Raw genomic sequence first — 22,095 nt, 5'->3', positions numbered from 1 at the left:
TCGGACGTACCCTCGAAGCATGACCGCCGACGCCTCGACGCACGCCCCGACCGTCGCACCGAGCCCGCTGCTGACCGCGCCGGGAGCGGTCGCCGGAGACGGTCGCGACGCCGGTGTGGCCGCCCACTACGGCGACCCGGGCCGCGAGCAGCGGCTGCTGCAGGAGGGCCTTGCCGTCGTCGACCTGTCCCACCGTGGCGTCGTGCGGGTGAGCGGCCCGGACCGGCTCTCGTGGCTGGACTCCATGACCACCCAGGCCCTCAAGCAGCTGCCGCCGCACGCGTCGACCGAGTCGCTCGTGCTCAGCCCGAAGGGCCACGTCGAGCACGCCCTGCACGTCGTCGACGACGGTGAGGTCACCTGGTTGTCGGTCGAGCCCGGCACGGCCGACGACCTCGTCGCGTGGCTCGACTCGATGCGGTTCATGCTGCGCGTCGAGGTCGAGGACGCGAGCGACCAGTACGCCGTCCTCGGCGAGCCGCTCGGGTCGGAGTCGACACCGGACGAGCTGCGTGAGCGCGGTGTCATCGCCTGGCGCGACCCGTGGCCCGCGCTCGGGGCCGACACCGCGGCGTACAGCTCGGTGGAGTCCCATCCCGGCGCGGACCGCGTCTGGCGCGAGCTGATCGTTCCCCGCGCGGATCTCGTTGCGGCTGTAGGCGACCGGCCGCTCGCCGGCACCTGGGCGGCGGAGGCCGAGCGGGTCGCTGCCTGGCGCCCGCGGCTCGGGTTCGAGACCGATCACCGCACCATCCCGCACGAGGTCGACTGGCTGCGCACGGCCGTTCACCTCCACAAGGGCTGCTACCGCGGGCAGGAGACCATCGCGCGCGTGCACAACCTCGGGCGCCCCCCGCGGCGGCTCGCGTTCGTACACCTCGACGGGTCAGGGCACGTCCTGCCCGACGCCGGTACGCCGGTCGAGCTCGCCATGGGCGATCGCCCCGTCGGACAGCTGACGTCCGTGGCCCGGCACCGTGAGGACGGCCCGATCGGCCTGGTGCTGCTCAAGCGCAACGTCCCGGTCGATGCCGACCTGGTCATCGGGGGAGTGGCCGCCGCACAGACGGTCGTCGTCGACCCCTGACCGGCGCGGTGTGACCGAGGTCACGCAAACTATGGCTTGCATGGTGCTAACTCCAGCAAGCAGCATGGACGCGTGACGCCCCGAATCCCCGTTCCCGCCGTCCCCGACCTCGGGGGCTACCTGCGGGAGCAGCGCCAGGCCGCACAGCTGTCGATCCGGCAGCTGGCGGACCGGACGGGGATCAGCAATCCCTACCTGTCACAGATCGAGCGCGGACTCAAGCGGCCCAGCGCAGACATCCTGCAGTCCCTCGCCAAGGGGCTGCAGATCTCCGCTGAGCAGCTCTACGTCCACGCCGGCATCCTCGAGGCCCGCGACGAGGAGGTCGCCCCGCGCACCGACGTGCGTACGGCGATCACAGCGGATCCGAGGCTGACCGACCAGCAGCGCAAGGCGCTGCTCGACGTCTACGCCTCGTTCGTGGGCGAGTGAGCCAACAGACCTGAACACCCTGCTCTGAGAGGAATCCCCATGCCTGCCCTGAACGTCCGCAAGACCCTGACCGACCCCACGCCCCTGTACGCCGCCGTCGGTGTCGCCGACCTCGCCGTGTCGTCCGCCAAGACCGCCTCGGACGAGGCCGTCGAGCGCGTCAACGCCCGTGTCGCCGAGGTGACCGGCCGCGTCAACGGTCTGCGCGCCGAGCTCGAGCCCAAGGCCGTCTCGACCAAGGTGCAGTCCTTCGGCAAGGACGTCCAGACGTTCGCCGGTGACAAGGTCGCCCAGGTCCGCGCCGTCCCGGCCACCCTCGCCGAGCGTCGCCAGTCGCTGACCACGCAGGCCGAGAAGTCCTACACCGACTTCAGCAAGCGCGGCGAGAAGGTCGTCACCGACCTGCGCAAGCAGCAGGACAAGACCACCCAGCAGCTCGTCGCCCAGGGCAAGGACGCCGTCGAGACCGCCCGTAAGGCTGCCGACGACACCCAGGCCCGCGCCCGTCGTACCGTCCTGCTCGGCCGCAAGGAGGCCGCTTCGGTCGTCGCCGAGGCTGCCGACAAGGTCGAGGACCTCGCCGGCAAGGTCGAGGCCGAGGCCAAGACCGAGGTCCGCTCCACCGCGCAGCGCACCCGCAAGGCCCCCGCCAAGAAGGCCGTCAAGAAGGCTCCGGCGACCAAGCCGGCCGCCAAGAAGGCCCCCGCCAAGAAGGCCCCCGCCAAGAAGGCTGCAGCCCCCAAGACCGACGCCTGAGGCGCTCCGTCACGCGAGGCCCCCGCAGAGCTCCGGCTCGGCGGGGGCTTTCGTGATGCCTGGGACGGGAGGGGCCGGAGAGGCCGGTCAACCTGTACCTTGGGGCGTAATGGTTCGCCCTCAGGGGTGAAGCGTTCCCTCTCAAAGGTAAATCCGACGCCTCGAAATCGTCGGTTTTGCAACGTTTTGCACGGTGCGGGGCTAGACACCGCGCCCGCGAAAGTGCTCGGGTGTGGGTGAGGGCGCGCTGAGTGTTCCCCTGAGTGCGTCTCCGACGGCAGTTATCCGATCACGAAGAGGGGTCTGGCAGATGATCACCACGGATCAGGTACAGACAGTGCGCGGCGGTAACGCGCTCGACAGCAACGGCGAGAAGATCGGCTCCATCGGCGAGGTCTACCTCGACGACCGGACGGGGAACCCGGCCTGGGTCACCGTCAACACGGGCCTGTTCGGGACCTCCGAGTCCTTCATCCCGCTCCAGGACGCCTCGGTCGAGGGCAAGGACGTCAAGGTCCCTTACACCAAGGACAAGGTCAAGGACGCTCCGCGCGTCGACGCCGAGCAGCACCTCGACGTCGAGCAGGAGAAGGAGCTCTACCGCTACTACGGCGTCTCGTACGAAGGCGCCGGCACCGCTGACGGCCAGGTCGGCCGCACCGGTGGCGACGACGCCCCGACGGAGACCTTCCGCACCGGTGACGTCACGGGTACGGGCACCGGCACCGCCGACGCGGGCGTCGGCACCGGCACGGCGGCCGCCGGCACGGCTGCTGCGGGTACGGCTGCGGCCGGCACGGCGGCGGGCACCGGCCTGGGCGACCGCGCCAAGGAGCGCGAGGCCAAGGCGGACGCCGACGTGGCCACCAACCGTGCGGGCTTCGACGCCGGCCCGGGTGAGCGTGACCGGTCGTCGTACGACACCAAGGTCGGCCAGACCGACACCAAGGCCGGCGTCGCCGACACCAAGGCGGGCGTGGCGGACACCAAGGCCGGTGTGACGGGCGAGCGCGCTGCGGCGGGCGACCCGCGTGACCTCGACGGTGACGGTGTCGTGACCCGCTACGAGGAGCGCCTCAGCGTCGCCAAGGAGCGTCGCGAGGCCGGTCGGGTGCGGCTGCGCAAGTCGGTCATCACCGAGGACCAGACCGTGACGGTTCCCCTCTCGCGTGAGGAGGTCTCGCTCGAGCGCATCGCGATCGACAACCCCGAGGTCGTCGACGGCGACCCGTTCGGTGACGACGTGCGCGAGTTCGTCCTCTACGAGGAGGTGCCCGTCGTCAGCAAGCAGGCGGTCGCCGTGGAGCGTGTCGGCCTGCGCAAGAACACCGTGCAGGAGGAGCGCCAGGTCACCGACAAGATCCGCAAGGAGCAGATCGACCTCGACGGTGACGGCATCCCCGACAATCTCAAGGCGGGCCTCAAGGGTGACGCCAAGGACACCCGCCGCTGACCTCAGCGGCTGAGACGCACTGAGCCCGGTCGGCTGATGCCGACCGGGCTCACTGCTCTGTCCGCCGGCGCTCAGCGCAGCAGGATGGAGTTCTGCTTCGCGGTCTCCGGCGGGTGGCCGGGGTTGGTCGAGGCGTACGTCCGCAGCTCGGTCGCCGTGACCCGGTGCAGGTAGTCGGCGGACGGCTGCGAGATCGGGTCGTGAACGATGTAGTGCGAGCCGTCGTACCCGAGCACCGTGACCCAGTGCGACACCGGGCCGCTCACCGACACGGGGTAGGGCATCTTGTAGACGTCGCCGCCCGCGATCGACGGACGTCCCATCCGCGCCTGGCTGAGGGTGTCCTCGATGCCGCCGTGCCACAGGCTCATGCCGTACTTGCCGAGGCCGGTGACGAAGTCCGGGTACTCCGTGCCGATCTGGTCGCGCTCGGCGGTGCGCGCGAGCTCCATGGCGCCGTAGCGGAAGTTCTCGACGGCCGTACGCCGGGTGGCGACGTCCCAGGTCCAGCCCGACGGTGTCCTGCCCTGGTGGATGAGCAGGCTCAGCGCGGCGACCGGCCCGCAGTTGGACCACTGGGCGTTGCCGGTGTCGCGCTGCATCATCGGGTACATCGCGCCGGAGGTCTTGGCGTTGAACAACGTCGACCACGTGAGCAGCGAGATCGCGTCGGCGCGCGAGATGGCGTGACCGACCTGGAAGGACCACACGTTGCGGCGGGTCTTGGCGCCGTAGTAGCCGGTGCCGTCCATGTGATAGCCGTGCCGGGTCAGCAGCAGCTGCAGGGCGACCACGAAGTTGTTAGTCTGGTTGTAGGTGATCAGCGCGACGCCGATGAGCTTGCGGAACGTCGAGTCGGCGCAGATCCCGTTGGCGGTGAGCCCGCTGCGGGCCTGGAACGCCTTGACCGCGTTGACCGTGGCGCTGTCGTAGGTGTTGGCGATGCCCGCGTTGTGGCCGCGCTGGAGGAGCAGGTAGCGCAGGGCGCGGACCTGCAGGCCGTTCATGCCCGCGGAGAGCGTCGGGAAGATCTGACCCGGGTAGTTCGGAGCGGCTGATGCGGACGAGGCGCCCACGAGCAGACCGCCACCTGCAGCCGTCGCCACAGCGCCGCCGAGCAAGGCGCGTCGTGTCACTGGTGCCGGCATGGGAAGGACTCCTGTTCGTTGCTGACATGACTGACGGGAGCCCCGACTCCCCGACCCACCATGCCAAGGCGGACGCGCCTTGTGTGTGACCAGGGGTGTGAGATGTTGCATCGGCTGCCTACGCTCGGGCGCGTGACCTCAGCTGATGCCCTGTCCACCGCCCCCGTGCTGGCTCGCGTGGTGCGCTCCGGTTTCGTCGAGTCGATGCACCGCGGGCTCGCGGTCGAGGTGGCCGCGGACGGCTCGGTGACCCGGGCGTACGGCGACGTCGACGCCCCGACGTTCCCGCGCTCGTCCAACAAGCCGATGCAGGCGGTCGCGATGCTGCGTGCCGGTGCCGACCTGGACGGTGACCTGCTGGCGCTCGCGACGGCCAGTCATTCCGGGGAGGACTTCCACCTCGAGGGCGTACGCCGGATCCTCGCCTCCGTCGGTCTCGATGAGTCCGCGCTGCAGAACACCCCCGACCTGCCGTACGACGAGCAGGCGCGCACCCAGTGGCTGCGGGCCGGTCGCGACCGCGCGTCGATCGCGCAGAACTGCTCGGGCAAGCACGCGGGCATGCTCGCGGCCTGCGTCGCGGCGGGCTGGGACCCGACGTCGTACCTCGACCCGCAGCACCCGTTGCAGCGGCTGATGGACCAGACGGTGGCCGAGCTGGCCGGTGAGCCGGTGGCCGCGACCGGCGTCGACGGCTGCGGTGCACCCGTGATGGCGATCGGCCTGGCCGGGTTGGCGCGGGCGTTCGGGCGCGTCGCCGCGGCACCGGCCGGGACGCCGGAGGGCCGCGTGCGTGACGCGATCCGGTCGTACCCGGAGTTCCTCGGCGGCACGCGTCGTGACGTGACCGCCCTGATCCGCGGTGTCGACGGGCTGATCGCCAAGGACGGCGCCGAGGCGGTCTACGCCGTGGGCCTGGCCGACGGTCGGGGGTTCGCGGTCAAGGTCGCCGACGGCGGCCAGCGCGCGCGGCCGGTGATCATGGCCGAGCTGCTGCGCTCGGCCGGCGTGACGGGTGCGGCGGTCGACGAGCTGGGGCAGGTGCCGGTGCTCGGTCACGGGCAGCCGGTCGGCACCGTCGAGGTCGAGGGCATCTAGTGCGGGCCGTGCTTCAACGCGTCACCCGCGGCTCGGTGACCGTCGACGGAGAGGTCGTCGGGGCGATCGACCGTCCCGGCCTGGTCGCCCTGGTCGCCGCGACCCACGACGACGGCCCGGCCGAAGCGGCAGCGATGGCGCGCAAGATCGCCGAGCTGCGCATCCTCGCCGACGAGCGGTCGGTGCTCGACGACGGCGCACCCGTCCTGGTCGTCTCGCAGTTCACGCTCTACGGCGAGACGCGCAAGGGCCGGCGTCCGTCGTGGTCGGCAGCTGCTCCCGGTCCGGTCGCCGAGCCGCTCGTCGACGCGGTCGTCGCGGCCCTGCGCGCGCGCGGCGTCGAGGTCGCGACCGGCCGGTTCGGGGCGCAGATGCAGGTCGAGCTGGTCAACGACGGACCGTTCACCGTGCTGGTCGACGTCTGACCCCGGGCGGTCGTCGACGGCGACACGTACCCTTGCGGCATGGATCGGTTGTTCGAGGTGCAGAACCTCATCGCGTTCGTGCTCGGCATCGCGCTCTTCGGGATGCAGCTGTTCGCGTTCATCGACGCACTGCGCCATCGCGAGGACGCCTATCGCGCCGCCGGCAAGCTCACCAAGGTCGCGTGGTGCGCGATCACCGGTGTTGCCGCGGCGGTCGGGTTCGTCACGATGACCAACCCCCTCAACCTGTTCAGCCTGCTCGCCGTCGTCGGCGGTGCGGTCTACCTCGCCGACGTACGCCCGGCGCTCCAGCGGGTGTCCGGTCGTGGCCGCGGCAGCAACAACGGCCCGTACGGACCTTGGTGACCGCACCCGCTCACGCCACCTCGCTACTGCCCACCCGCGAGGGAGCCCTCGAGTACCTGCTGACCGGATCAGGTTCTCCCACAACGGTTTTCGCACACGGACTCGCCGGCTCGATCGACACCACGCGCCCGTTCGGGGGAGCGGTGAGCGGCACTCGGGCGTTCTTCCACTTCCGCGGTCACGGCGCGTCGTCGTCACCCGAGTCGCCGTGGACGTACGCCGCGCTCGCGGGTGAGCTGCTCGCCGTCGCCGACCACGTCGGCGCCTCCCGTGCACTCGGCGTGAGCATGGGCGCCGGTGCGCTGTGCCGGGTGCTCGCCGAGCAGCCCGACCGGTTCGAGCGCGTCGTGCTGGTCATCCCCGCCGTGCTCGACACCCCTCGTCGCGATGCCGCTCTCGACCGCCTGCTCCAGATGGGCGAGCTCGCCGACCAGCGCGACGTCGACGGCGTCACCGAGCTGCTCCTGGCCGAGCAGCCCGCGTCCGAGCGTGAGCGACCCGCGGTGATCGGCTGGTGCCGCACCCAGGCCGAGACGATCGTGCGCACCGACGTCAGCCGGGCGCTGCGGACCATCCCCCACGAGGTGGCGATGGACGACCGCGAGGCGCTCACTCGCGTACAGGCGCCGGTGCTGCTGCTCACGCAGGAGGACGACCCCGCTCACCCCGTGTGGGTCGCCGAGCAGGCCGCTGACCTGCTGCCGCGCGCCGAGCTCACCGTCCTGCCGCCCGGCGGCATCCTGTGGAAGCACCGCGCCGAGGTGCGACGACTGATCGGAGACTTCCTCGCATGAAGGCCACGCTCATCCACGCCCCGGGCGACATCCGTCTCGAGGACGTGCCCGACCCGACGATCATCGACCAGGGTGACGCCGTCGTACGCGTCGTCGCGGCCTGCGTGTGCGGCTCCGACCTGTGGCCCTACCGCGGTGAGAACCCTGTGCCTGAGCCGCGGCGCATCGGCCACGAGTTCGTCGGTGTCGTCGAGGAGGTCGGCCGCGACGTGCGCAGCCTGCGGGTCGGCGACTTCGTCATCGCACCGTTCATGTACTCCGACAACACCTGTCCGCACTGCACCGCCGGCATCCAGTCCGCTTGTGTCGCAGGCGGTTTCTGGGGTGACCACGACCGCGAGGGCCGGCCGCTCGACGGCGGTCAGGGCGAGCTCGTCCGGGTCCCGCTGGCCGACGGCACTCTCGTCTCGTTGCGCGACCAGCCCGATGAGGAGCACATCCCGTCGCTGCTCGCGCTGTCCGACGTGATGGGCACCGGCTGGCACGCGGCGGTCGCCGCGCAGGTCCGCGAGGGCGACACCGTCGTGGTCGTCGGTGACGGAGCGGTCGGGCTGTGCGGCGTCCTCGCCGCCTCGCGGATGGGCGCCGGCCGGGTCATCGCGATGTCACGGCACGAGTCGAGGCAGCGGGTCGCGCAGTCGTTCGGAGCCACCGACGTCGTGGCGACGCGTGGCGCCGAGGGTGAGCACGACGTCCTCGACCTGACCGACGGGGTCGGGGCGGACGCCGTGCTCGAGTGCGTCGGCACCGGCCAGTCGATGAGCACCGCCATCGCTGTGGCGCGAGCCGGTGCGACGGTCGGCTACGTCGGTGCGCCGCACGGTGTCGAGCTGCCGGTGCGCGCGATGTTCAACCGCAACGTCGGCGTCGCGGGCGGGCTCGCCCCGGCCCGCCAGTACCTCCCCGAGCTGCGCGACGACGTCCTCGCCGGCGCGATCTCTCCGGGTGCGGTGTTCGACCTTGACCTGCCCCTGGCCGAGGTCGCCGAGGGCTATCGCGCGATGGACGAGCGGCGTGCGATCAAGACGCTGCTGCGTCCGTGAGGCACGTGCGATGCACCGGCTGACACCCGTCGTCCAGCACTACGCCTGGGGGTCGTACGACGGTCTCGCCCGGGTCTCGGGACGGCCGCACCCCACCGCGGAGCCCGAGGCAGAGCTGTGGATGGGCGCGCACGAGGGCGCACCCGCGGGGCTCACCGTCGACGGCGCCTCGACCACGCTCGACCAGGTGATCGCTGCTGACCCGGTGGGCTGGCTGGGCGCGTCGGTGGCTGCCCGGTTCGGCGCCCGGCTCCCCTTCCTGCTCAAGGTGCTCGCGCCCGCCAAGGCCCTGTCGATCCAGGCTCATCCCGACGCCGACGAAGCGACGTCGGCACCGGAGGGCACCTACGTCGACGGATGGCCCAAGCCCGAGTCGTGGCTGGCGATCGAGCCGACCGAGGCGTTCATCGGGGCTCGCCCGTTCGGCGAGTTCCGTTCTCTGGCAATCGATCTCGGCGTCGAGCGACTGGTCGATCTGGTCGAGTCGGCCGCCGTCGCCGAGTCGCCGTCGCACGAGCTGCTGCGGCTGCTGCTCTCGGCGAACGACGCCCGTGCGCTGGTCGACGAGGTGCTCACCGCGTGCGCCGACCGTGCGGACGACCCCACCGTCGAGGCCGTGCTCCGGGTGGCTCGCGACTTCCCGGGCGACATCGGTTTGGTCGTGCTGCTCACGATGCGACGACTCGCGCTGCAGCCCGGTGACTACGTGTTCCTCGCCGCGGGCGTCATGCACTCGCTGGTGAGCGGACTGCTCGTCGAGGTGCTCGCCAACTCCGACAACGTCGTACGAGCAGGCCTGACGCCCAAGAAGATCGACGTGCCCGAGCTGCTGCGCATCGTCGACGTCGAGCGCGCGATGGTGCCCGAGCCCGGTGACGACGTCGACGGGTGGACGACCTACGACGCCGAGACGCCGTACTTCCGGCTGCGCACTCGCGTGCTCGACGATGGCGCCGTCGCGGTGCCCGCGACAGATCAGCCGCGGATCCTGTTGTGCCTCAACGGATCTGCCGATGTCGACGGGCTCGCGCTCACGTCTGGCGAGTCGTGCTTCCTCGCGCCGGGTGACGAGGCGACGATCACGGGCGACGGCACGCTCTACCTCGCCTCGCCCGGCCTCCCCTGACGAAAACCGTCTGTCCGGCAGTGCATGGAGTGCCGACCAGACGAGATTCGTCAGAAGGAGAGAGGGGCGACGGCGGACCAGGCGACCGTGACCTCACCGAGGCGCCACCGGCTCGCGCTGTCGAGCAACGGCCAGCCCTCCGCTCGCAGCGTCTCGACGGTGGCGAGGAACCGCTGACGGGCGCCGTACGACGCGTGCGGGCTCGCGTGCACCCACGCCCGTCGCAGCGCCTGCAGGAAGTCGTGCACGGGTTCGCCGGGCACGTTGCGGTGGATGAGTGCCTTGGGCAGCCGCTCGGCGACGGCCGCCGGGTCGTCGAGCGCGGCGAGCCGCAGCGACAGCGTGAGCGACTGCGGCCCGGAGCGGTCGATCGCCACCCACGACGCGAGCCGCCCGATCTCGTCGCACGTGCCGTCGACCAGCAGCCCGTGCGGTGCCAGCCGACCCCGTAGCCGCGACCAGGCGCCGTCGACCTCGCCCTCGTCGTACTGCCGCAGCACGTTGAACGCGCGGATCATCGTGGCGTCGCGGCCGTCGAGCGGCACCTCGAACCCGCCGCTGCGGAACGTCAGCCCGGGCCGTTCGAGCGGTCGGGCCGCCGCCACTCGCGCCGGGTCGATCTCGATGCCGACCACCTCGACGTCCGGGCGCACGGCCGACAGCCGCGCGTGCAGCTCGACCGCGGTGGTGGGGGCGGCGCCGTAGCCGAGGTCGACGACGACGGGGGCGGCCGTCGTACGCCGCAGCCGCCACCCCTGCGGACCGGCCAGCCAGCGGTCGCAGCGGCGCAACCGGTTGGGACCCGTCGTCCCGCGGGTGATCGCCCCGACGGGCCGCTGCGTGGTCACGCGTCCACGGTAGTGAGCAGGCCCTGCCGTCGACCCCGAGCCTCGTGCGAGACTCCGAGTGATGAGCGTTCAACCATGCCCGCGGCGCGTCGCGATGATCAGCGTGCACACCTCGCCGCTCGAACGCCCGGGCACCGGTGACGCGGGCGGTCTCAACGTCTACGTCGTCGAGACGGCCAAGCACCTGGCCCGTGCGGGCGTCGAGGTCGAGGTGTTCACCCGGCGGACGACCGCCGCCCAGCCGGAGACCGTCGAGCTCATGCCCGGCGTGCTGGTGCGCCACGTCGACGCCGGCCCGTTCGAGGGCCTCGGCAAGGACGACCTCCCCGGCCAGCTGTGCGCGTTCACGGTCGGGGTCCAGCGCATCGGCGCGGCCCAGCCCGAGGGCTACTTCGACCTGGTCCACTCCCACTACTGGCTGTCGGGGCAGGTGGCCTGGCTCGCGGCCGACCGCTGGCAGGTGCCGCTCGTGCACTCGATGCACACGATGGCGCGGGTCAAGAACGCCCAGCTCGCCGAGGGCGACCGCCCCGAGCCGCCCGGCCGTGAGATCGGTGAGGAGCAGGTCGTGCGCGCCGCCACCTGGCTGGTCGCCAACACCGACCGCGAGGCGGACGAGCTGATCGACCTGTACGACGCCGACCCGGCCAAGGTGCGCGTCATCCCGCCCGGCGTCGACCTGGAGACCTTCACCCCGGGCGACCGCGCCGCGGCGCGTGAGGCGGTGGGCCTGCCCGCCGACGCCGAGGTCCTGCTGTTCGTGGGTCGCATCCAGCCGCTGAAGGCGCCCGACGTGCTGGTCCGGGCGGCGGCCGAGCTGCTGCGGCACGACCCGTCCCGACGCGAGCGGCTCGTCGTCGCCGTGCTCGGCGGGCCGAGCGGGTCCGGGCTCGACCACCCCGAGGCCCTGGCAGACCTGGTCGACGAGCTCGACCTCGCCGACGTCGTACGCCTCGTGCCGCCGGTCGAGCGCGCCGAGCTCGCGCAGTGGTACCGCGCCGCCGACCTGCTGGCCGTGCCGTCGTACAACGAGTCGTTCGGGCTGGTCGCCGTCGAGGCGCAGGCGTGCGGGACGCCCGTGGTCGCCGCAGCCGTCGGCGGCCTGCCCACCGCTGTGGGCGACGGGGGAGCGCTCGTCGAAGGCCACGACCCACACGACTGGGCCCACGCGCTCGGCGACCTGCTGAACGACCCCGAGCGGCGTACGACCCTGGCCGAGCAGGCGGTCGCGCACGCCGCGTCGTACGGCTGGGAACGCACCACCGAACGCCTGCTCGAGCTCTACCGCGCTGCGTGCCACGGTGACTCGGCGTCCGGCGCGGACAAGCAGGCACATCTGACCGGCATTCCGAAGGCAGTGATCCCATGAGCGTGACCGAGACCATCGAGACCTACCTCGCGGACGCCGAGATCGAGTGGGAACCGGGCGCTTCGGAGCGTGAGTACGTCGTCACGCTCCCCGGTGAGCGCAAGCTCAAGACCGTCGCCTCTCTCAAGGTCGGTGAGCAGGGACTGTCCGTGTCGGCGTTCGTCGTCCGCAACGCCGACGAGAACCACGAGGCGTTCTACCGCTACCTCCTGCGCCGCAACCTGCGGCTGCCCGGCCTCGGCTACGCGATCGACAAGAGCGGCGACGTCTACGTCGTGGGGCAGGTGCCGCTGGAGGCGATCACGTCGGCATACCTCGACCAGCTGATGGGCGTGCTGCTCGAGGCGAGCGACGACGCGTTCAACGAGCTGCTCGTGCTCGGCTTCCGCACCTCGATGCAGAAGGAGTGGGACTGGCGCATCTCGCGCGGTGAGTCCACCCGCAACCTCGAGGCGTTCCGCCACCTGCTGGAGCACGACGCCTGACGCGCGAGCGGCATCTCTAGACTCGGCGCCATGACTTACACGCTTGTCCTGCTGCGCCACGGCGAGTCGGAGTGGAACGCCAAGAACCTGTTCACCGGCTGGGTCGACGTCGACCTGACCGACAAGGGCCGGGCTGAGGCCGCCCGCGGCGGTGAGCTCATCCGCGAGGCAGGTCTGGAGCCCGACGTGCTGCACACCTCGCTGCTGCGCCGCGCGATCACCACGGCCAACCTCGCCCTCGACGCGGCCGACCGGCACTGGATCCCGGTCAAGCGCGACTGGCGCCTCAACGAGCGCCACTACGGCGCCCTCCAGGGCAAGAACAAGAAGGAGACCCTCGAGGAGTTCGGCAAGGAGCAGTTCATGACCTGGCGCCGCTCGTACGACACACCGCCGCCGGCGATCGAGAAGGGCTCGGAGTGGAGCCAGGACACCGACGTGCGCTACGCCGACCTCGGTGACCAGGCGCCGCTGACCGAGTGCCTCAAGGACGTCATCGAGCGGTTCCTGCCGTACTGGGAGTCGGCCATCGTGCCCGACCTGAAGGCAGGCAAGACCGTGCTCGTCGCGGCCCACGGCAACTCGCTGCGCGCGATGGTCAAGCACCTGGACCGCATCTCCGACGAGGACATCGTCGGCCTGAACATCCCGACCGGTATGCCGCTGGTGTACGAGCTCGACGAGTCGACCCTGCAGCCCACCGTCAAGGGTGGCCGCTACCTCGACCCCGAGGCAGCCAAGGCCGCCGCCGACGCGGTGGCCAACCAGGGCCGCTGACCCGACCCGTACGACGAAGGCGCCCACCGCGATCATCGCGGTGGGCGCCTCGTGCCGTTGCCGACCCCCTAGGCGATCACGCCTTGGTGACCAGGCCTTCGTCCTCGGTGCCGTAGCTGCCGGTGACGAGGTAGACGATGCGGTTGGCGACGGCCACCGCGTGGTCGCCGAACCGCTCGTAGTAGCGGCTGATGAGCGTGAGATTGACGGCCGCCTCGGTGCCGTACGACCAGTCACCGCCCAGCAGCGTGTTGAAGATCGTGCGGTGCAGCTCGTCGAGCTGGTCGTCGTCCTTGGCGATCTGCACAGCGGCGTGGACGTCCTTGCCGGCGATGGCCTGACCGGTCTTGGTCACGAGGTCGGCGCCGACCTGCTCCATCTGAGCGATGATCTTGGCGACGTCCTCAGGGATCGCGCCCTCCGGGTAGCGGCGACGCGCGACCTTGGCGATGTGGCGAGCCAGGTCGCCCATGCGCTCGATGTCGGAGGCCATGTGCATGGCCGTGACGACCATGCGCAGGTCGGTGGCAACCGGCTGCTGGCGGGCCAGGAGGTCGACGCAGCGGTCGTCGACCTGGCGACGCAGCTCGTCGATGTCGTCGTCGGCAGCGATGACGCTCTCTGCCGTGCCGAGGTCGGCCTCGAGCAGGGCCTTGGTCGCACGCTCGATGGCCTTGCCGACCATCGTGGTCATCTCGACGAGATCGTCGGAGATGCGGTCGAGGTCCTCGTGGAACGCATCGCGCATGGGTGGTCCTTCAATCCTTCGGTCCGAGGTTGGCGTCGGCGCAGCCGACATCGGCGCCCGGGCGGTGCGCTCGGGCCCGACCATGACAGTTTCCCATGAACACCTTTCGGACCCCAGGTGAACAGTCGGCGTCTCCTGCCGGTCAGGGCTCGCTGTGGTCAGTCGGGTGTGCTGGCAGACGTACATTGGTCGGCGTGTCTGACCTGGGTACGACGCTCGTGTGGCTGCTCGTCGGCGCCGTCGTCGGTGCCGTGGCGGCCGCTGTCGTGCTGCACCGGCGTGGCGAGGTCCGCGCCGAGCGGGCAGCCGCCGGGCCTGCCGCCCACGAGCCGTCCCTGCGTCGGGGCGCTCAGGACGTCCTCGGGGTGCTGCGGTCGGTGACCATGGTGGTCGACGCGTCCGACCGGGTGATCCGCTCCAGCCCGGCCGCCCAGGCCCTCGGCCTGGTGCGCGGTGCCGAGATGGTGCACCACGAGCTGCGCTATCTCGTACGTCAGGTGCGGCGCGACCGGGTGATCCGCGAGGTCGAGATGGAGCTGCCCCGCGGCCCGCTCGGCCAGGGGCGCCTGACCCTCGGCGTCCGCGTCGCCGCGCTGCACGGTGAGGTCGTCCTGGTGATGGTCGAGGACCGCACCCACTCCCGCCGCGTCGAGGAGACCCGGCGCGACTTCGTCGTCAACGTCAGCCACGAGCTCAAGACGCCGGTCGGCGGGCTGTCGCTGCTCGCCGAGGCCGTCGAGGGCGCCAAGGACGACCCCGAGGCGGTCGAGCGGTTCGCGATGCGCATGCAGGTCGAGACCGAGCGCCTGTCGACCCTCGTGCGCGAGATCGTCCAGCTGTCCCGGCTCCAGGTCGCCGACACGCTGCACGAGCCCGTGCTCGTCGACGTCGTGGCGTCCGTCGCGGACGCGCTCGACCACCTGCGGCTCGTCGCCGACGACCGTGACATCGAGCTCGTCAGCGCGACCTCCGGGCAGGGGCCGATGGCGGTCTACGGCGACGGCGAGCTGCTCACGACCGCCGTACGCAACCTGGTCGCCAACGCCATCAACTACTCCGACTCGGGCACGCGGGTCGCCACGACGATCAGCCGGTGCGACGACATCGTCGAGATCGCGGTCACCGATCAGGGGCCCGGCATCCCCGCGGCCGAGCAGGAACGCATCTTCGAGCGGTTCTACCGCGTCGACCCGGCCCGCTCCCGCGAGACCGGCGGCACCGGCCTCGGCCTCGCGATCGTCAAGCACGTCAGCGTCAACCACGGCGGTGAGGTCACGGTCTGGAGCGAGGAGGGGCAGGGGTCGACGTTCACGATCCGCCTCCCCGCCGCCGACGAGGCCGCGACCACCGATGCCGATGACGAGACCGCGGACGCCGCCGCCCCCGACGGCGTACCCGCCGACACCTCTCAGCTCAACCATCCCCGTACGCCCTCAGGAAGGACACACGCATGACCCGCATCCTGGTCGTCGAGGACGAGGAGTCCTTCTCCGACCCGCTCTCGTACCTCCTGCGCAAGGAGGGGTACGACGTGTCGGTCGCCGAGACCGGCCCGGACGCCCTGGTCGACTACGACCGCAGCGGAGCCGACCTGGTGCTGCTCGACCTGATGCTGCCCGGCATGTCCGGCGTCGACGTGTGCCGCAACCTGCGGCAGCGCTCCAACGTGCCGGTCATCATGCTGACCGCCAAGGACAGCGAGGTCGACAAGGTCGTCGGGCTCGAGCTGGGTGCCGACGACTACGTCACCAAGCCGTACTCCAGCCGCGAGCTGCTCGCCCGCATCAAGGCAGTGCTGCGGCGGGGGCAGGAGGCCGACGAGCTGCTGCCGGCGACGCTCGAGAGCGGCCCGGTGCGCATGGACGTCGAGCGCCACACGGTCGCGGTCAACGGCGACGCGGTGCAGCTGCCGCTCAAGGAGTTCGAGCTGCTCGAGATGCTGCTGCGCAACGCCGGTCGGGTGCTCACCCGCATGCAGCTGATCGACCGGGTCTGGGGCAGCGACTACGTCGGTGACACCAAGACGCTCGACGTGCACGTCAAGCGGCTGCGCGCCAAGATCGAGCCCGACCCGGGCAACCCCAAGTTCATCGTCACGGTGCGCGGTCTCGGCTACAAGTTCGAGGCACCCTGATCGATCCATGACATGCGAACGGCCACCCCGCTGATGCGGGGTGGCCGTCGTCGTATGTGGATCAGTGGTGCTCGCCGCTGCCCGTGGACTCGCCCTCGGGCTCGTGCGAGGCGGTGCCGTAGGGCGGGTGGTCGAGCAGGACCGGCACCTGGACCGGCGAGCTGCCGGCGCTGCCGGTGCCGAACGTGATGGGCAGCATCGCGCCGGGCTCGACGTTGACCGAGGGCACCGTGACCGCAGGGACCTTGGCCGTGCCGTCACCGGAGGGCTTGCCGTCGAGGCGGACCGCCGTGAGCGGCGGCACGGTGATCGTCTGGGGCTGGCCGCCCGTCGGTGAGATCTGCAGCTGGGCGGCGGACTCACCGTTGTTGGTCACCATGCCGGAGAGGTGGCCGGCCGCCCCCTTGCCCGTCGTCACGACGAGCACGTCGGACAGCTGGAGGGCGCCGACACTCGAGGAGACGCCGTCGGCGGCGTCGTACTTGAGGTCGGTCGTCTGCTCCGAGAGCGACTGGCAGCTGCTGAGCAGGACCGCGGCGCCGAGCGCTCCGGCGCCGGCAAGGGCCCGCACACGACGGGGACTGGTGGCTGGGCGCATCACGGGCGTCAGACTACCGGGCGGTCGGCGGCACTCGTACGCAAGGCCGCACCTCGGACGTGGCCCGTCCGGTCGACGTGACCGGGGTCACGTCGACGTCATCCGCCGATGCCGTTTCCGTACCGCGCGCGAAGCATGTCGACGGCGCTCGTGTCAAGGCCGGATCCGCGGAGTGTGGACGGCCTCATTAGGCCTCTGACCTGCGCAAACGATTCAGTGATGCCGCGGTTCCGTGGTATTCTTTAACCCGCGAAAGGGGCAAACACCATATGGCTTTCAAGGTCGGCGAGACGGTCGTGTACCCGCACCACGGGGCGGCCCTCATTGAAGAGATCAACGTCCGCAAGATCAAGGGAGAGGACAAGCAGTACCTCAAGCTGAAGGTCGCACAGGGGGATCTCACCATCGAGGTCCCGGCCGAGAACTGCGATCTCGTGGGCGTGCGAGACGTCGTCGGCAAGGAAGGCCTCGACAAGGTGTTCGAGGTGCTTCGCGCCGACCACACCGAGGAGCCGACCAACTGGTCGCGCCGCTACAAGGCCAACCTCGAGAAGCTCGCCTCCGGTGACGTGATCAAGGTCGCCGAGGTCGTGCGTGACCTGTGGCGCCGTGACCAGGACCGCGGACTGTCGGCCGGCGAGAAGCGCATGCTCGCCAAGGCCCGCCAGATCCTGGTGTCCGAGCTCGCGCTGGCCGAGCACACCAACGAGGACAAGGCCGAGGCCACCCTCGACGAGGTGCTCGCCTCCTGATTCACCTGAGATGACGCCCGTGACGGTTCTCGTCACGGGCGTCATCCATGTCTGCAGCCTGTTGGTCTGCAGCCTGTTCGTCCGCACGTCGTGAGGAGTGTCGTGAGCACGGTCGGTGTCGTCATCGTCGCCGGTGGCCTGGGCACGCGCCTGGGCGCTGATCGCCCCAAGGCGCTCGTGCCCGTCGCCGGCGAGCCCCTGGTCGTCCACGCCGTGCGCCGGGCGCGGGCCGCAGCCGGCGTACGTCAGGTCGTCGTGGTGGTGCCCGCGTCGCACCGGGCCGAGTTCGACGCCGCGCTGTCCCGAGAGTGCACGCCGCGTCGCTCCGGCGAGGCTCAGAACGACGCGGCTTGCACTGTCGGCACGGCCGAGCTGTTCGTCGTCGAGGGCGGCGCGGAGCGTACGGACTCCGTGGCGGCCGGGCTGCGGGCGCTCGCGCCCGAGGTCGACGTCGTCCTGGTGCACGACGCGGCGCGGGCACTGGCGCCGACCGCGCTCTTCGATGCGGTGACCGCTGCGGTCGAGGCGGGGTACGACGCGGTCGTGCCCGGACTCGCCGTCACCGACACCATCAAGCAGGTCGACGGCGACGGGCACGTCGTCGCGACACCGGACCGCTCGTCGTTGCGGGCGGTCCAGACGCCGCAGGGCTTCAGCCGGGCCGCGCTCGACCGGGCACACGCAGGCGGCGAGCAGGCCACCGACGACGCCGCGCTGGTCGAGCGCCAGGGCGGCAAGGTCGTCGTGATCGACGGAGATCCGTTGGCGCTCAAGGTGACTCACCCCGCCGACCTCGAGACCGTCGAGCGCCTCGCATCGGCGGCGGCCCCCGGTGCGGTGGCGACGACCGCACCGGTCCTCATCGTGCTCGGTGGTCTTCCGGGCGTCGGCAAGACCACCCTGGCGAGGGCGATCGGACGCCGTACGCCGATCGTGCACGTGCGTATCGACACTGTCGAGGTTGCGATGGCCCGAGCGGGCGCGACGGCGGTGCCGCCCGCAACCGGCTACGCGGTCGCCTTCGAGGTCGCCTCAGATCAGCTCGCGCTCGGCACCTCCGTCGTGGCCGACACGGTCAACCCGTTGCCAGTCACGCGTACAGCGTGGCGTGACGTAGCCCGCCGCCACGGCGCCCGCGTTCTCGAGATCGAGCTGGTGTGCTCCGACGAGGTGGAGCACGAGCGCCGCGTCACCGAGCGCGTCGCGGACATCGAGGGCCACGCGGTGCCGAGCTGGCGAGAGGTCCGGGACCGCGAGTACGCCGACTGGGCGCCCACTTTGCGCCTCGACACTGCGGCCCTGACTCCGGGCGAGCTCGCGCAGACCGTGCTGGATGCGGTTGAGCGGCTGTCGATCTGAGAACCGCCCACTCGCAGCAGTACTCAGCGGGTTCGGAGCGTCCTGACCTGAGAACCGCCCGCTCGGCGCAGTTCTCAGGCGGCAGGGCTAGCCACGGCCTGAGAACCGCCCACTCGCGTCGCTTCTCAGCCGGCCGGGGTCGCCGCGGCCTGAGAACCGCCGCTCGCGTCGCTTCTCAGGCGGACCCCTCGGCGTGGGACGATCGACGGCGTGACTGAGCTGCCTCGAACAGGGATCGGCGTCGACATCCACGCGTACGCCGACGACGACCGCCCCCTGCACCTCGCGGGCCTGGAGTGGCCGGGGGAGCGCGGGATCGAGGGCCACTCCGACGGTGACGTGGTCGCCCACGCGATGTGCGACGCGCTGTTCTCGGCGAGCGGGCTCGGCGATCTCGGCCAGCACTTCGGCACGGGGCGGCCCGAGATGGCCGGCGCACGCGGTGTCGACATGCTCGCCGAAGCACGAAAGATCCTGTCCGCCAACGGTTTTCGCATCGGCAACGTCGCCGTTCAGGTCATCGGCAACCGGCCCAAGCTCGGCCCGCGCCGTGATGAGGCGCAGGGTGTGCTCAGCGAGGCGCTGGGCGGCGTACCCGTGTCGCTGTCAGCCACGACCGCCGACGGTCTCGGGCTGACGGGGCGTGGTGAGGGTGTGGCGGCGATCGCGACGGCGCTCGTCGTGCCGGGTGAGGCGCCGTTCATCGGCTGAGCGGGTCACCGGCTGCGCTTCCGGCCGAAGAGGCCGCGTCGTCGTTCGGGCTCGGGCCGTGCCTGCTCGGGCGTCGGCTCAGGGGCGGCGCCCGGAGCGAACACGTGCAGCGACAGCGACGTCAGGTCGACCGCCGAGCCGGGCGCATCCGGGTGGTGCAGGTCCCAGCCGAACATCCACTCGAACACCGCGCGGCCGTAGTCGGCGAGGTCGAACGCGACGGCCGCGCCCGCGAGCTCGGGCCGGTCGTGCTCACCGGCCCAGAACGGCTCCTCGGGCGGCAGCGGGCTCCCCGTGGTCGACCGCGCCAGGTCGGCGTCCGTCATACCGGGCCACAGATCGACCGAGCGCAGCACGGTCGGCGTGGACACGCGTACGGCGTAGGCGTCACTGGTCGTCTGCACCTCGAGGTGCCACAGGCCGTCCGCAACCGGGTCGATGTCGAGCCTGCTCGGGTCGACGCCGCGCACCAGGGCGGTGCCCCCGCACACGACGACACCGACCTCGCCGTCAGCACAGACCTCGCTCAGCCAGCGACCGGTGCGCACGAGCGACCAGTGCGTGCCCGGGAGCAGGTCGCGCACGGACGCGAGCGCGGCGTCGGCGTCGGACGCCCGCAGCATCGTGAGGTCGCCCGCAGGACGGTGCGGTGACAGCGCCGTGCACGAGTACCTGCCCATGCCGGGCAGACTAGACGGCCGGTCCTTGACCGAACCTGGAGGCCGGCGTGACCGGACGTTCACGAGCGCCGCGGCAGCCCGCCGTACGTCCGACAACGGAGTGTCACGCGGGCGTCACGCACGCTCGCCACGGTCAGGCGCATGACCCTCATCACGCGCGGACGCCGCGCCACCCTGCTGACCGTCGCTCTCACCGCTGCGGCCCTCGCGCCGGCGGTGAACACCTCGGCGCACGCCGACGCCAACGCGGTCCCGTCGTACGAGGTCAAGCTCAACCTGGGCGCCTCGGCCCTGGACTCCACGGGTACGCCGACCGCGGCCGTGCGCAGCGCGTTCGGGCTGTCGAGCACCGGGGCGAAGCGGTCGTACTCGTACTACGACACCTCGGCGCTCGCGCTCGACGCGCAGGGGTGGAGCGTGCGGCTGCGGCACAAGAGCGGCAAGGACTTCGAGGAGACCTCCAAGAAGCGGTACGCCGTCTCGAACGGTGACGTCGCGTCGACGCCGCGCTCACGCAGGCCAACACCGAGGGCTTCGACTCCTCCGACACCAACTACGAGGCCCAGGTCGACTGGGGCTACAGCAAGCAGACGCTGAGCTTCAGCAACGAGAAGAGCCACTCGGCGAGCGGCTACAGCGGCACGTCGATGCCGAGCGAGTCGACCGGCCGTACCTGGCTGGTCAACGAGATCCCGGGCAAGCTCGACGACTGGGGCTCGAACGGATGGGGCGGCGACACGTTGAGCGCGTCCCGGCAGCACGGCCCGGTCACCTCGACCGTCTGGAAGGGCACCTGGCAAGGCGTCGAGGTCGACGTCGAGGTGCTGCCCGTGAAGGCGGCGTCGGGCACGGGCACCGAGAACGTCGTCGAGCTGTCGTTCAAGACCGACACCCAGTCGCAGGCGGCGTCGCTGCGCTCGCAGGCGATCAGCACGACCGACGGCAAGGGCTGGCTGCTGCACACCGACGTGCTCAAGACCAACCTGATCCTGAACCGCTACTGAGGCGCCTGTGCCTGCGGTGACGCAGGCAGGTCGCGGCCGGTCTCGCGCAGCTGACGCGCGAGACCGGCCGTGCCCTGCGCGTGACTCACCAGGGCTGGACACCCGTCTCGTCACGGAACGTGCCGCTGGGCCCGCCGTCGGGGAGGGTCGCGAGCTCGAGGAAGACCGCGGCGCCCTGCTCCGGCGTACGCGTGCCACGGTGCCCGTTGAGGTCGGTGGCGACGAAGCCGGGGCAGCCGGCGTTGATCAGGACGTTGGTGTCGGCGAGCTCCTTGGCGTACTGGATGGTGACGGCGTTGAGGTAGGACTTCGTCGGTGAGTACGCCGCGGAGATCGGCCCGACGGCGTCGGCCTGCGCGGTCTGCAGCGTCAGAGACCCGACCGTGCTCGAGACGTTGACGATCCGCGGCGACGGTGCCTGCCGGAGCAGGGGCAGCAGCGCGTTGGTCACCCTGATCACGCCGACCACGTTCGTGTCGACGACCGCGAGGACCTGATCCGCGCTCACCTGGGTCGGCTCCTGCGGCATCCCGCCGGTGATGCCGGCGTTGTTGACGAGGACGTCCAGACCTCCGCGCTCAGCCAGCTGGGTCGCCGCGGCGGCGACGCTGGCGTCGTCGGTTACATCGAGCGGTACGCCGAACACGTCGAGTCCTTCGGCGCGCAACGAGGCGACCGCCTCCTCGCGACGCCCCTCGTCGCGGGCGCCGATCCCGACGCTGAACCCGCGCCGGGCCAGGCCTGCGGCGATCTCGTACCCGATGCCCTTGTTGGCGCCGGTGACCAGTGCTGTCTTGGTGCTGTCAGTGCTGTGCGTCATGTGTTGATGCTGTGCCCGCACCGGTGGCTGGGTCCAAGACCGATCCGGTCGAGGTCGATACCGCAAGGGTATGGAGCCCGGC

General features: G+C 71.1%; 26 protein-coding genes. 20 read left to right on the top strand and 6 right to left on the bottom strand.

Annotation, left to right across the window (positions count from 1 at the left end; all coding sequences use genetic code 11):
• Positions 1 to 19: 19 nt before the first annotated feature.
• The 4 genes from ygfZ (at position 20) to VV01_RS15400 (ending at position 3,728) form a co-directional block, all read left to right on the top strand.
• A complete protein-coding gene (gene ygfZ, locus VV01_RS15415; RefSeq protein WP_050670650.1) occupies positions 20 to 1,087 on the top strand; it encodes a CAF17-like 4Fe-4S cluster assembly/insertion protein YgfZ in 1,068 nt (355 codons plus the stop codon).
• Between the two features lie 72 nt (positions 1,088 to 1,159).
• Positions 1,160 to 1,519 carry a helix-turn-helix domain-containing protein gene (locus VV01_RS15410; protein ID WP_050670649.1) on the top strand — a complete coding sequence of 120 codons (360 nt, stop codon included), beginning with the start codon at positions 1,160 to 1,162 and terminating at the stop codon, positions 1,517 to 1,519.
• A gap of 39 nt (positions 1,520 to 1,558) precedes the next feature.
• Positions 1,559 to 2,275 (top strand): hypothetical protein, encoded by a 717-nt coding sequence (locus VV01_RS15405; RefSeq protein ID WP_050670648.1) that lies wholly within the window; start codon positions 1,559 to 1,561, stop codon positions 2,273 to 2,275.
• A gap of 310 nt (positions 2,276 to 2,585) precedes the next feature.
• The gene (locus tag VV01_RS15400) at positions 2,586 to 3,728 is read left to right on the top strand and encodes a DUF2382 domain-containing protein (protein WP_050670647.1); all 1,143 of its coding nucleotides are present in this window, start codon (positions 2,586 to 2,588) and stop codon (positions 3,726 to 3,728) included.
• Positions 3,729 to 3,799: 71 nt separating this feature from the next.
• On the opposite strand, the gene VV01_RS15395 is transcribed toward VV01_RS15400, so the two are convergent.
• The gene (locus VV01_RS15395; protein WP_197275059.1) at positions 3,800 to 4,876 is read right to left on the bottom strand and encodes a peptidoglycan-binding domain-containing protein; all 1,077 of its coding nucleotides are present in this window, start codon (positions 4,874 to 4,876) and stop codon (positions 3,800 to 3,802) included.
• 132 nt (positions 4,877 to 5,008) lie between these two features.
• Here VV01_RS15395 and VV01_RS15390 point away from each other — a divergent pair, with 132 nt between their 5' ends.
• From VV01_RS15390 to manA, 6 genes are read left to right on the top strand one after another with little or no spacing between them, the layout of a single operon-like run.
• Positions 5,009 to 5,974, top strand: coding sequence for an asparaginase (locus tag VV01_RS15390; protein WP_407942923.1), 966 nt, complete (start codon positions 5,009 to 5,011; stop codon positions 5,972 to 5,974).
• Positions 5,974 to 6,399 carry a D-aminoacyl-tRNA deacylase gene (gene dtd, locus VV01_RS15385; protein ID WP_050670644.1) on the top strand — a complete coding sequence of 142 codons (426 nt, stop codon included), beginning with the start codon at positions 5,974 to 5,976 and terminating at the stop codon, positions 6,397 to 6,399. The genes VV01_RS15390 and dtd overlap by 1 nt, the downstream gene beginning before the upstream one ends.
• 39 nt (positions 6,400 to 6,438) lie before the next feature.
• Entirely contained in the window at positions 6,439 to 6,765 is a 327-nt protein-coding gene (locus tag VV01_RS15380; RefSeq protein ID WP_050670643.1) for a DUF2516 family protein, read from the top strand.
• Positions 6,762 to 7,559 (top strand): alpha/beta fold hydrolase, encoded by a 798-nt coding sequence (locus VV01_RS15375; RefSeq protein WP_231635249.1) that lies wholly within the window; start codon positions 6,762 to 6,764, stop codon positions 7,557 to 7,559. The genes VV01_RS15380 and VV01_RS15375 overlap by 4 nt, the downstream gene beginning before the upstream one ends.
• Complete coding sequence (locus tag VV01_RS15370; RefSeq protein WP_050670641.1) at positions 7,556 to 8,602, top strand: zinc-binding dehydrogenase; 1,047 nt, start codon at positions 7,556 to 7,558, stop codon at positions 8,600 to 8,602. Before VV01_RS15375 ends, VV01_RS15370 begins: the two co-directional genes overlap by 4 nt.
• 10 nt (positions 8,603 to 8,612) lie before the next feature.
• The gene (gene manA, locus VV01_RS15365) at positions 8,613 to 9,728 is read left to right on the top strand and encodes a mannose-6-phosphate isomerase, class I (protein WP_050670640.1); all 1,116 of its coding nucleotides are present in this window, start codon (positions 8,613 to 8,615) and stop codon (positions 9,726 to 9,728) included.
• 50 nt (positions 9,729 to 9,778) lie between these two features.
• On the opposite strand, the gene VV01_RS15360 is transcribed toward manA, so the two are convergent.
• The gene (locus VV01_RS15360) at positions 9,779 to 10,576 is read right to left on the bottom strand and encodes a class I SAM-dependent methyltransferase (RefSeq protein ID WP_050670639.1); all 798 of its coding nucleotides are present in this window, start codon (positions 10,574 to 10,576) and stop codon (positions 9,779 to 9,781) included.
• Between the two features lie 61 nt (positions 10,577 to 10,637).
• Between VV01_RS15360 and mshA the strand changes: the two genes are divergently transcribed.
• From mshA to VV01_RS15345, 3 genes are read left to right on the top strand one after another with little or no spacing between them, the layout of a single operon-like run.
• Positions 10,638 to 11,945, top strand: coding sequence for a D-inositol-3-phosphate glycosyltransferase (gene mshA / locus VV01_RS15355; protein WP_050670638.1), 1,308 nt, complete (start codon positions 10,638 to 10,640; stop codon positions 11,943 to 11,945).
• Positions 11,942 to 12,430 carry a YbjN domain-containing protein gene (locus VV01_RS15350; protein WP_050670637.1) on the top strand — a complete coding sequence of 163 codons (489 nt, stop codon included), beginning with the start codon at positions 11,942 to 11,944 and terminating at the stop codon, positions 12,428 to 12,430. Before mshA ends, VV01_RS15350 begins: the two co-directional genes overlap by 4 nt.
• Positions 12,431 to 12,460: 30 nt before the next feature.
• A complete protein-coding gene (locus VV01_RS15345; RefSeq protein ID WP_050670636.1) occupies positions 12,461 to 13,207 on the top strand; it encodes a phosphoglyceromutase in 747 nt (248 codons plus the stop codon).
• A 76-nt stretch (positions 13,208 to 13,283) separates the two neighbouring features.
• Here VV01_RS15345 and phoU read toward each other — a convergent pair whose 3' ends face one another.
• The gene (gene phoU, locus VV01_RS15340; RefSeq protein WP_050670635.1) at positions 13,284 to 13,955 is read right to left on the bottom strand and encodes a phosphate signaling complex protein PhoU; all 672 of its coding nucleotides are present in this window, start codon (positions 13,953 to 13,955) and stop codon (positions 13,284 to 13,286) included.
• Positions 13,956 to 14,149: 194 nt separating this feature from the next.
• Here phoU and VV01_RS15335 point away from each other — a divergent pair, with 194 nt between their 5' ends.
• Both VV01_RS15335 and VV01_RS15330 read left to right on the top strand, forming a co-directional pair.
• Complete coding sequence (locus VV01_RS15335; RefSeq protein ID WP_071606407.1) at positions 14,150 to 15,409, top strand: sensor histidine kinase; 1,260 nt, start codon at positions 14,150 to 14,152, stop codon at positions 15,407 to 15,409.
• Entirely contained in the window at positions 15,406 to 16,089 is a 684-nt protein-coding gene (locus VV01_RS15330; protein ID WP_050670634.1) for a response regulator transcription factor, read from the top strand. Before VV01_RS15335 ends, VV01_RS15330 begins: the two co-directional genes overlap by 4 nt.
• Positions 16,090 to 16,150: 61 nt before the next feature.
• On the opposite strand, the gene VV01_RS15325 is transcribed toward VV01_RS15330, so the two are convergent.
• Positions 16,151 to 16,690 (bottom strand): hypothetical protein, encoded by a 540-nt coding sequence (locus VV01_RS15325; RefSeq protein WP_157508868.1) that lies wholly within the window; start codon positions 16,688 to 16,690, stop codon positions 16,151 to 16,153.
• A gap of 266 nt (positions 16,691 to 16,956) precedes the next feature.
• Here VV01_RS15325 and VV01_RS15320 point away from each other — a divergent pair, with 266 nt between their 5' ends.
• The 3 genes from VV01_RS15320 to ispF all read left to right on the top strand — a co-directional run bounded on the left by VV01_RS15320 (position 16,957) and on the right by ispF (position 19,509).
• Positions 16,957 to 17,439 (top strand): CarD family transcriptional regulator, encoded by a 483-nt coding sequence (locus VV01_RS15320; protein ID WP_050670632.1) that lies wholly within the window; start codon positions 16,957 to 16,959, stop codon positions 17,437 to 17,439.
• Positions 17,440 to 17,541: 102 nt separating this feature from the next.
• Positions 17,542 to 18,798 (top strand): 2-C-methyl-D-erythritol 4-phosphate cytidylyltransferase, encoded by a 1,257-nt coding sequence (ispD, locus tag VV01_RS24780; protein ID WP_071606406.1) that lies wholly within the window; start codon positions 17,542 to 17,544, stop codon positions 18,796 to 18,798.
• Between the two features lie 210 nt (positions 18,799 to 19,008).
• A complete protein-coding gene (ispF, locus tag VV01_RS15310) occupies positions 19,009 to 19,509 on the top strand; it encodes a 2-C-methyl-D-erythritol 2,4-cyclodiphosphate synthase (protein WP_050670631.1) in 501 nt (166 codons plus the stop codon).
• Between the two features lie 5 nt (positions 19,510 to 19,514).
• Here ispF and VV01_RS15305 read toward each other — a convergent pair whose 3' ends face one another.
• Complete coding sequence (locus tag VV01_RS15305; protein WP_050670630.1) at positions 19,515 to 20,189, bottom strand: DUF6928 family protein; 675 nt, start codon at positions 20,187 to 20,189, stop codon at positions 19,515 to 19,517.
• A 141-nt stretch (positions 20,190 to 20,330) separates the two neighbouring features.
• Between VV01_RS15305 and VV01_RS23945 the strand changes: the two genes are divergently transcribed.
• Positions 20,331 to 20,786 (top strand): CYTH domain-containing protein, encoded by a 456-nt coding sequence (locus VV01_RS23945; protein WP_197275058.1) that lies wholly within the window; start codon positions 20,331 to 20,333, stop codon positions 20,784 to 20,786.
• 50 nt (positions 20,787 to 20,836) lie between these two features.
• The gene (locus VV01_RS23940) at positions 20,837 to 21,193 is read left to right on the top strand and encodes a hypothetical protein (protein WP_197275057.1); all 357 of its coding nucleotides are present in this window, start codon (positions 20,837 to 20,839) and stop codon (positions 21,191 to 21,193) included.
• An 85-nt stretch (positions 21,194 to 21,278) separates the two neighbouring features.
• Here the strand turns inward: VV01_RS23940 and VV01_RS15295 are convergent, their stop codons facing one another.
• Entirely contained in the window at positions 21,279 to 22,013 is a 735-nt protein-coding gene (locus VV01_RS15295) for an SDR family oxidoreductase (RefSeq protein ID WP_050670629.1), read from the bottom strand.
• Between the last annotated feature and the right edge of the window lie 82 nt (positions 22,014 to 22,095).

Origin of the sequence: Luteipulveratus halotolerans (assembly GCF_001247745.1) — a bacterium.
Classification (GTDB): Bacteria; Actinomycetota; Actinomycetes; order Actinomycetales; family Dermatophilaceae; genus Luteipulveratus; species Luteipulveratus halotolerans.
Note: the sequence above shows the minus strand (reverse complement) of the source record. Positions and strands in the feature narration are given on the sequence as shown.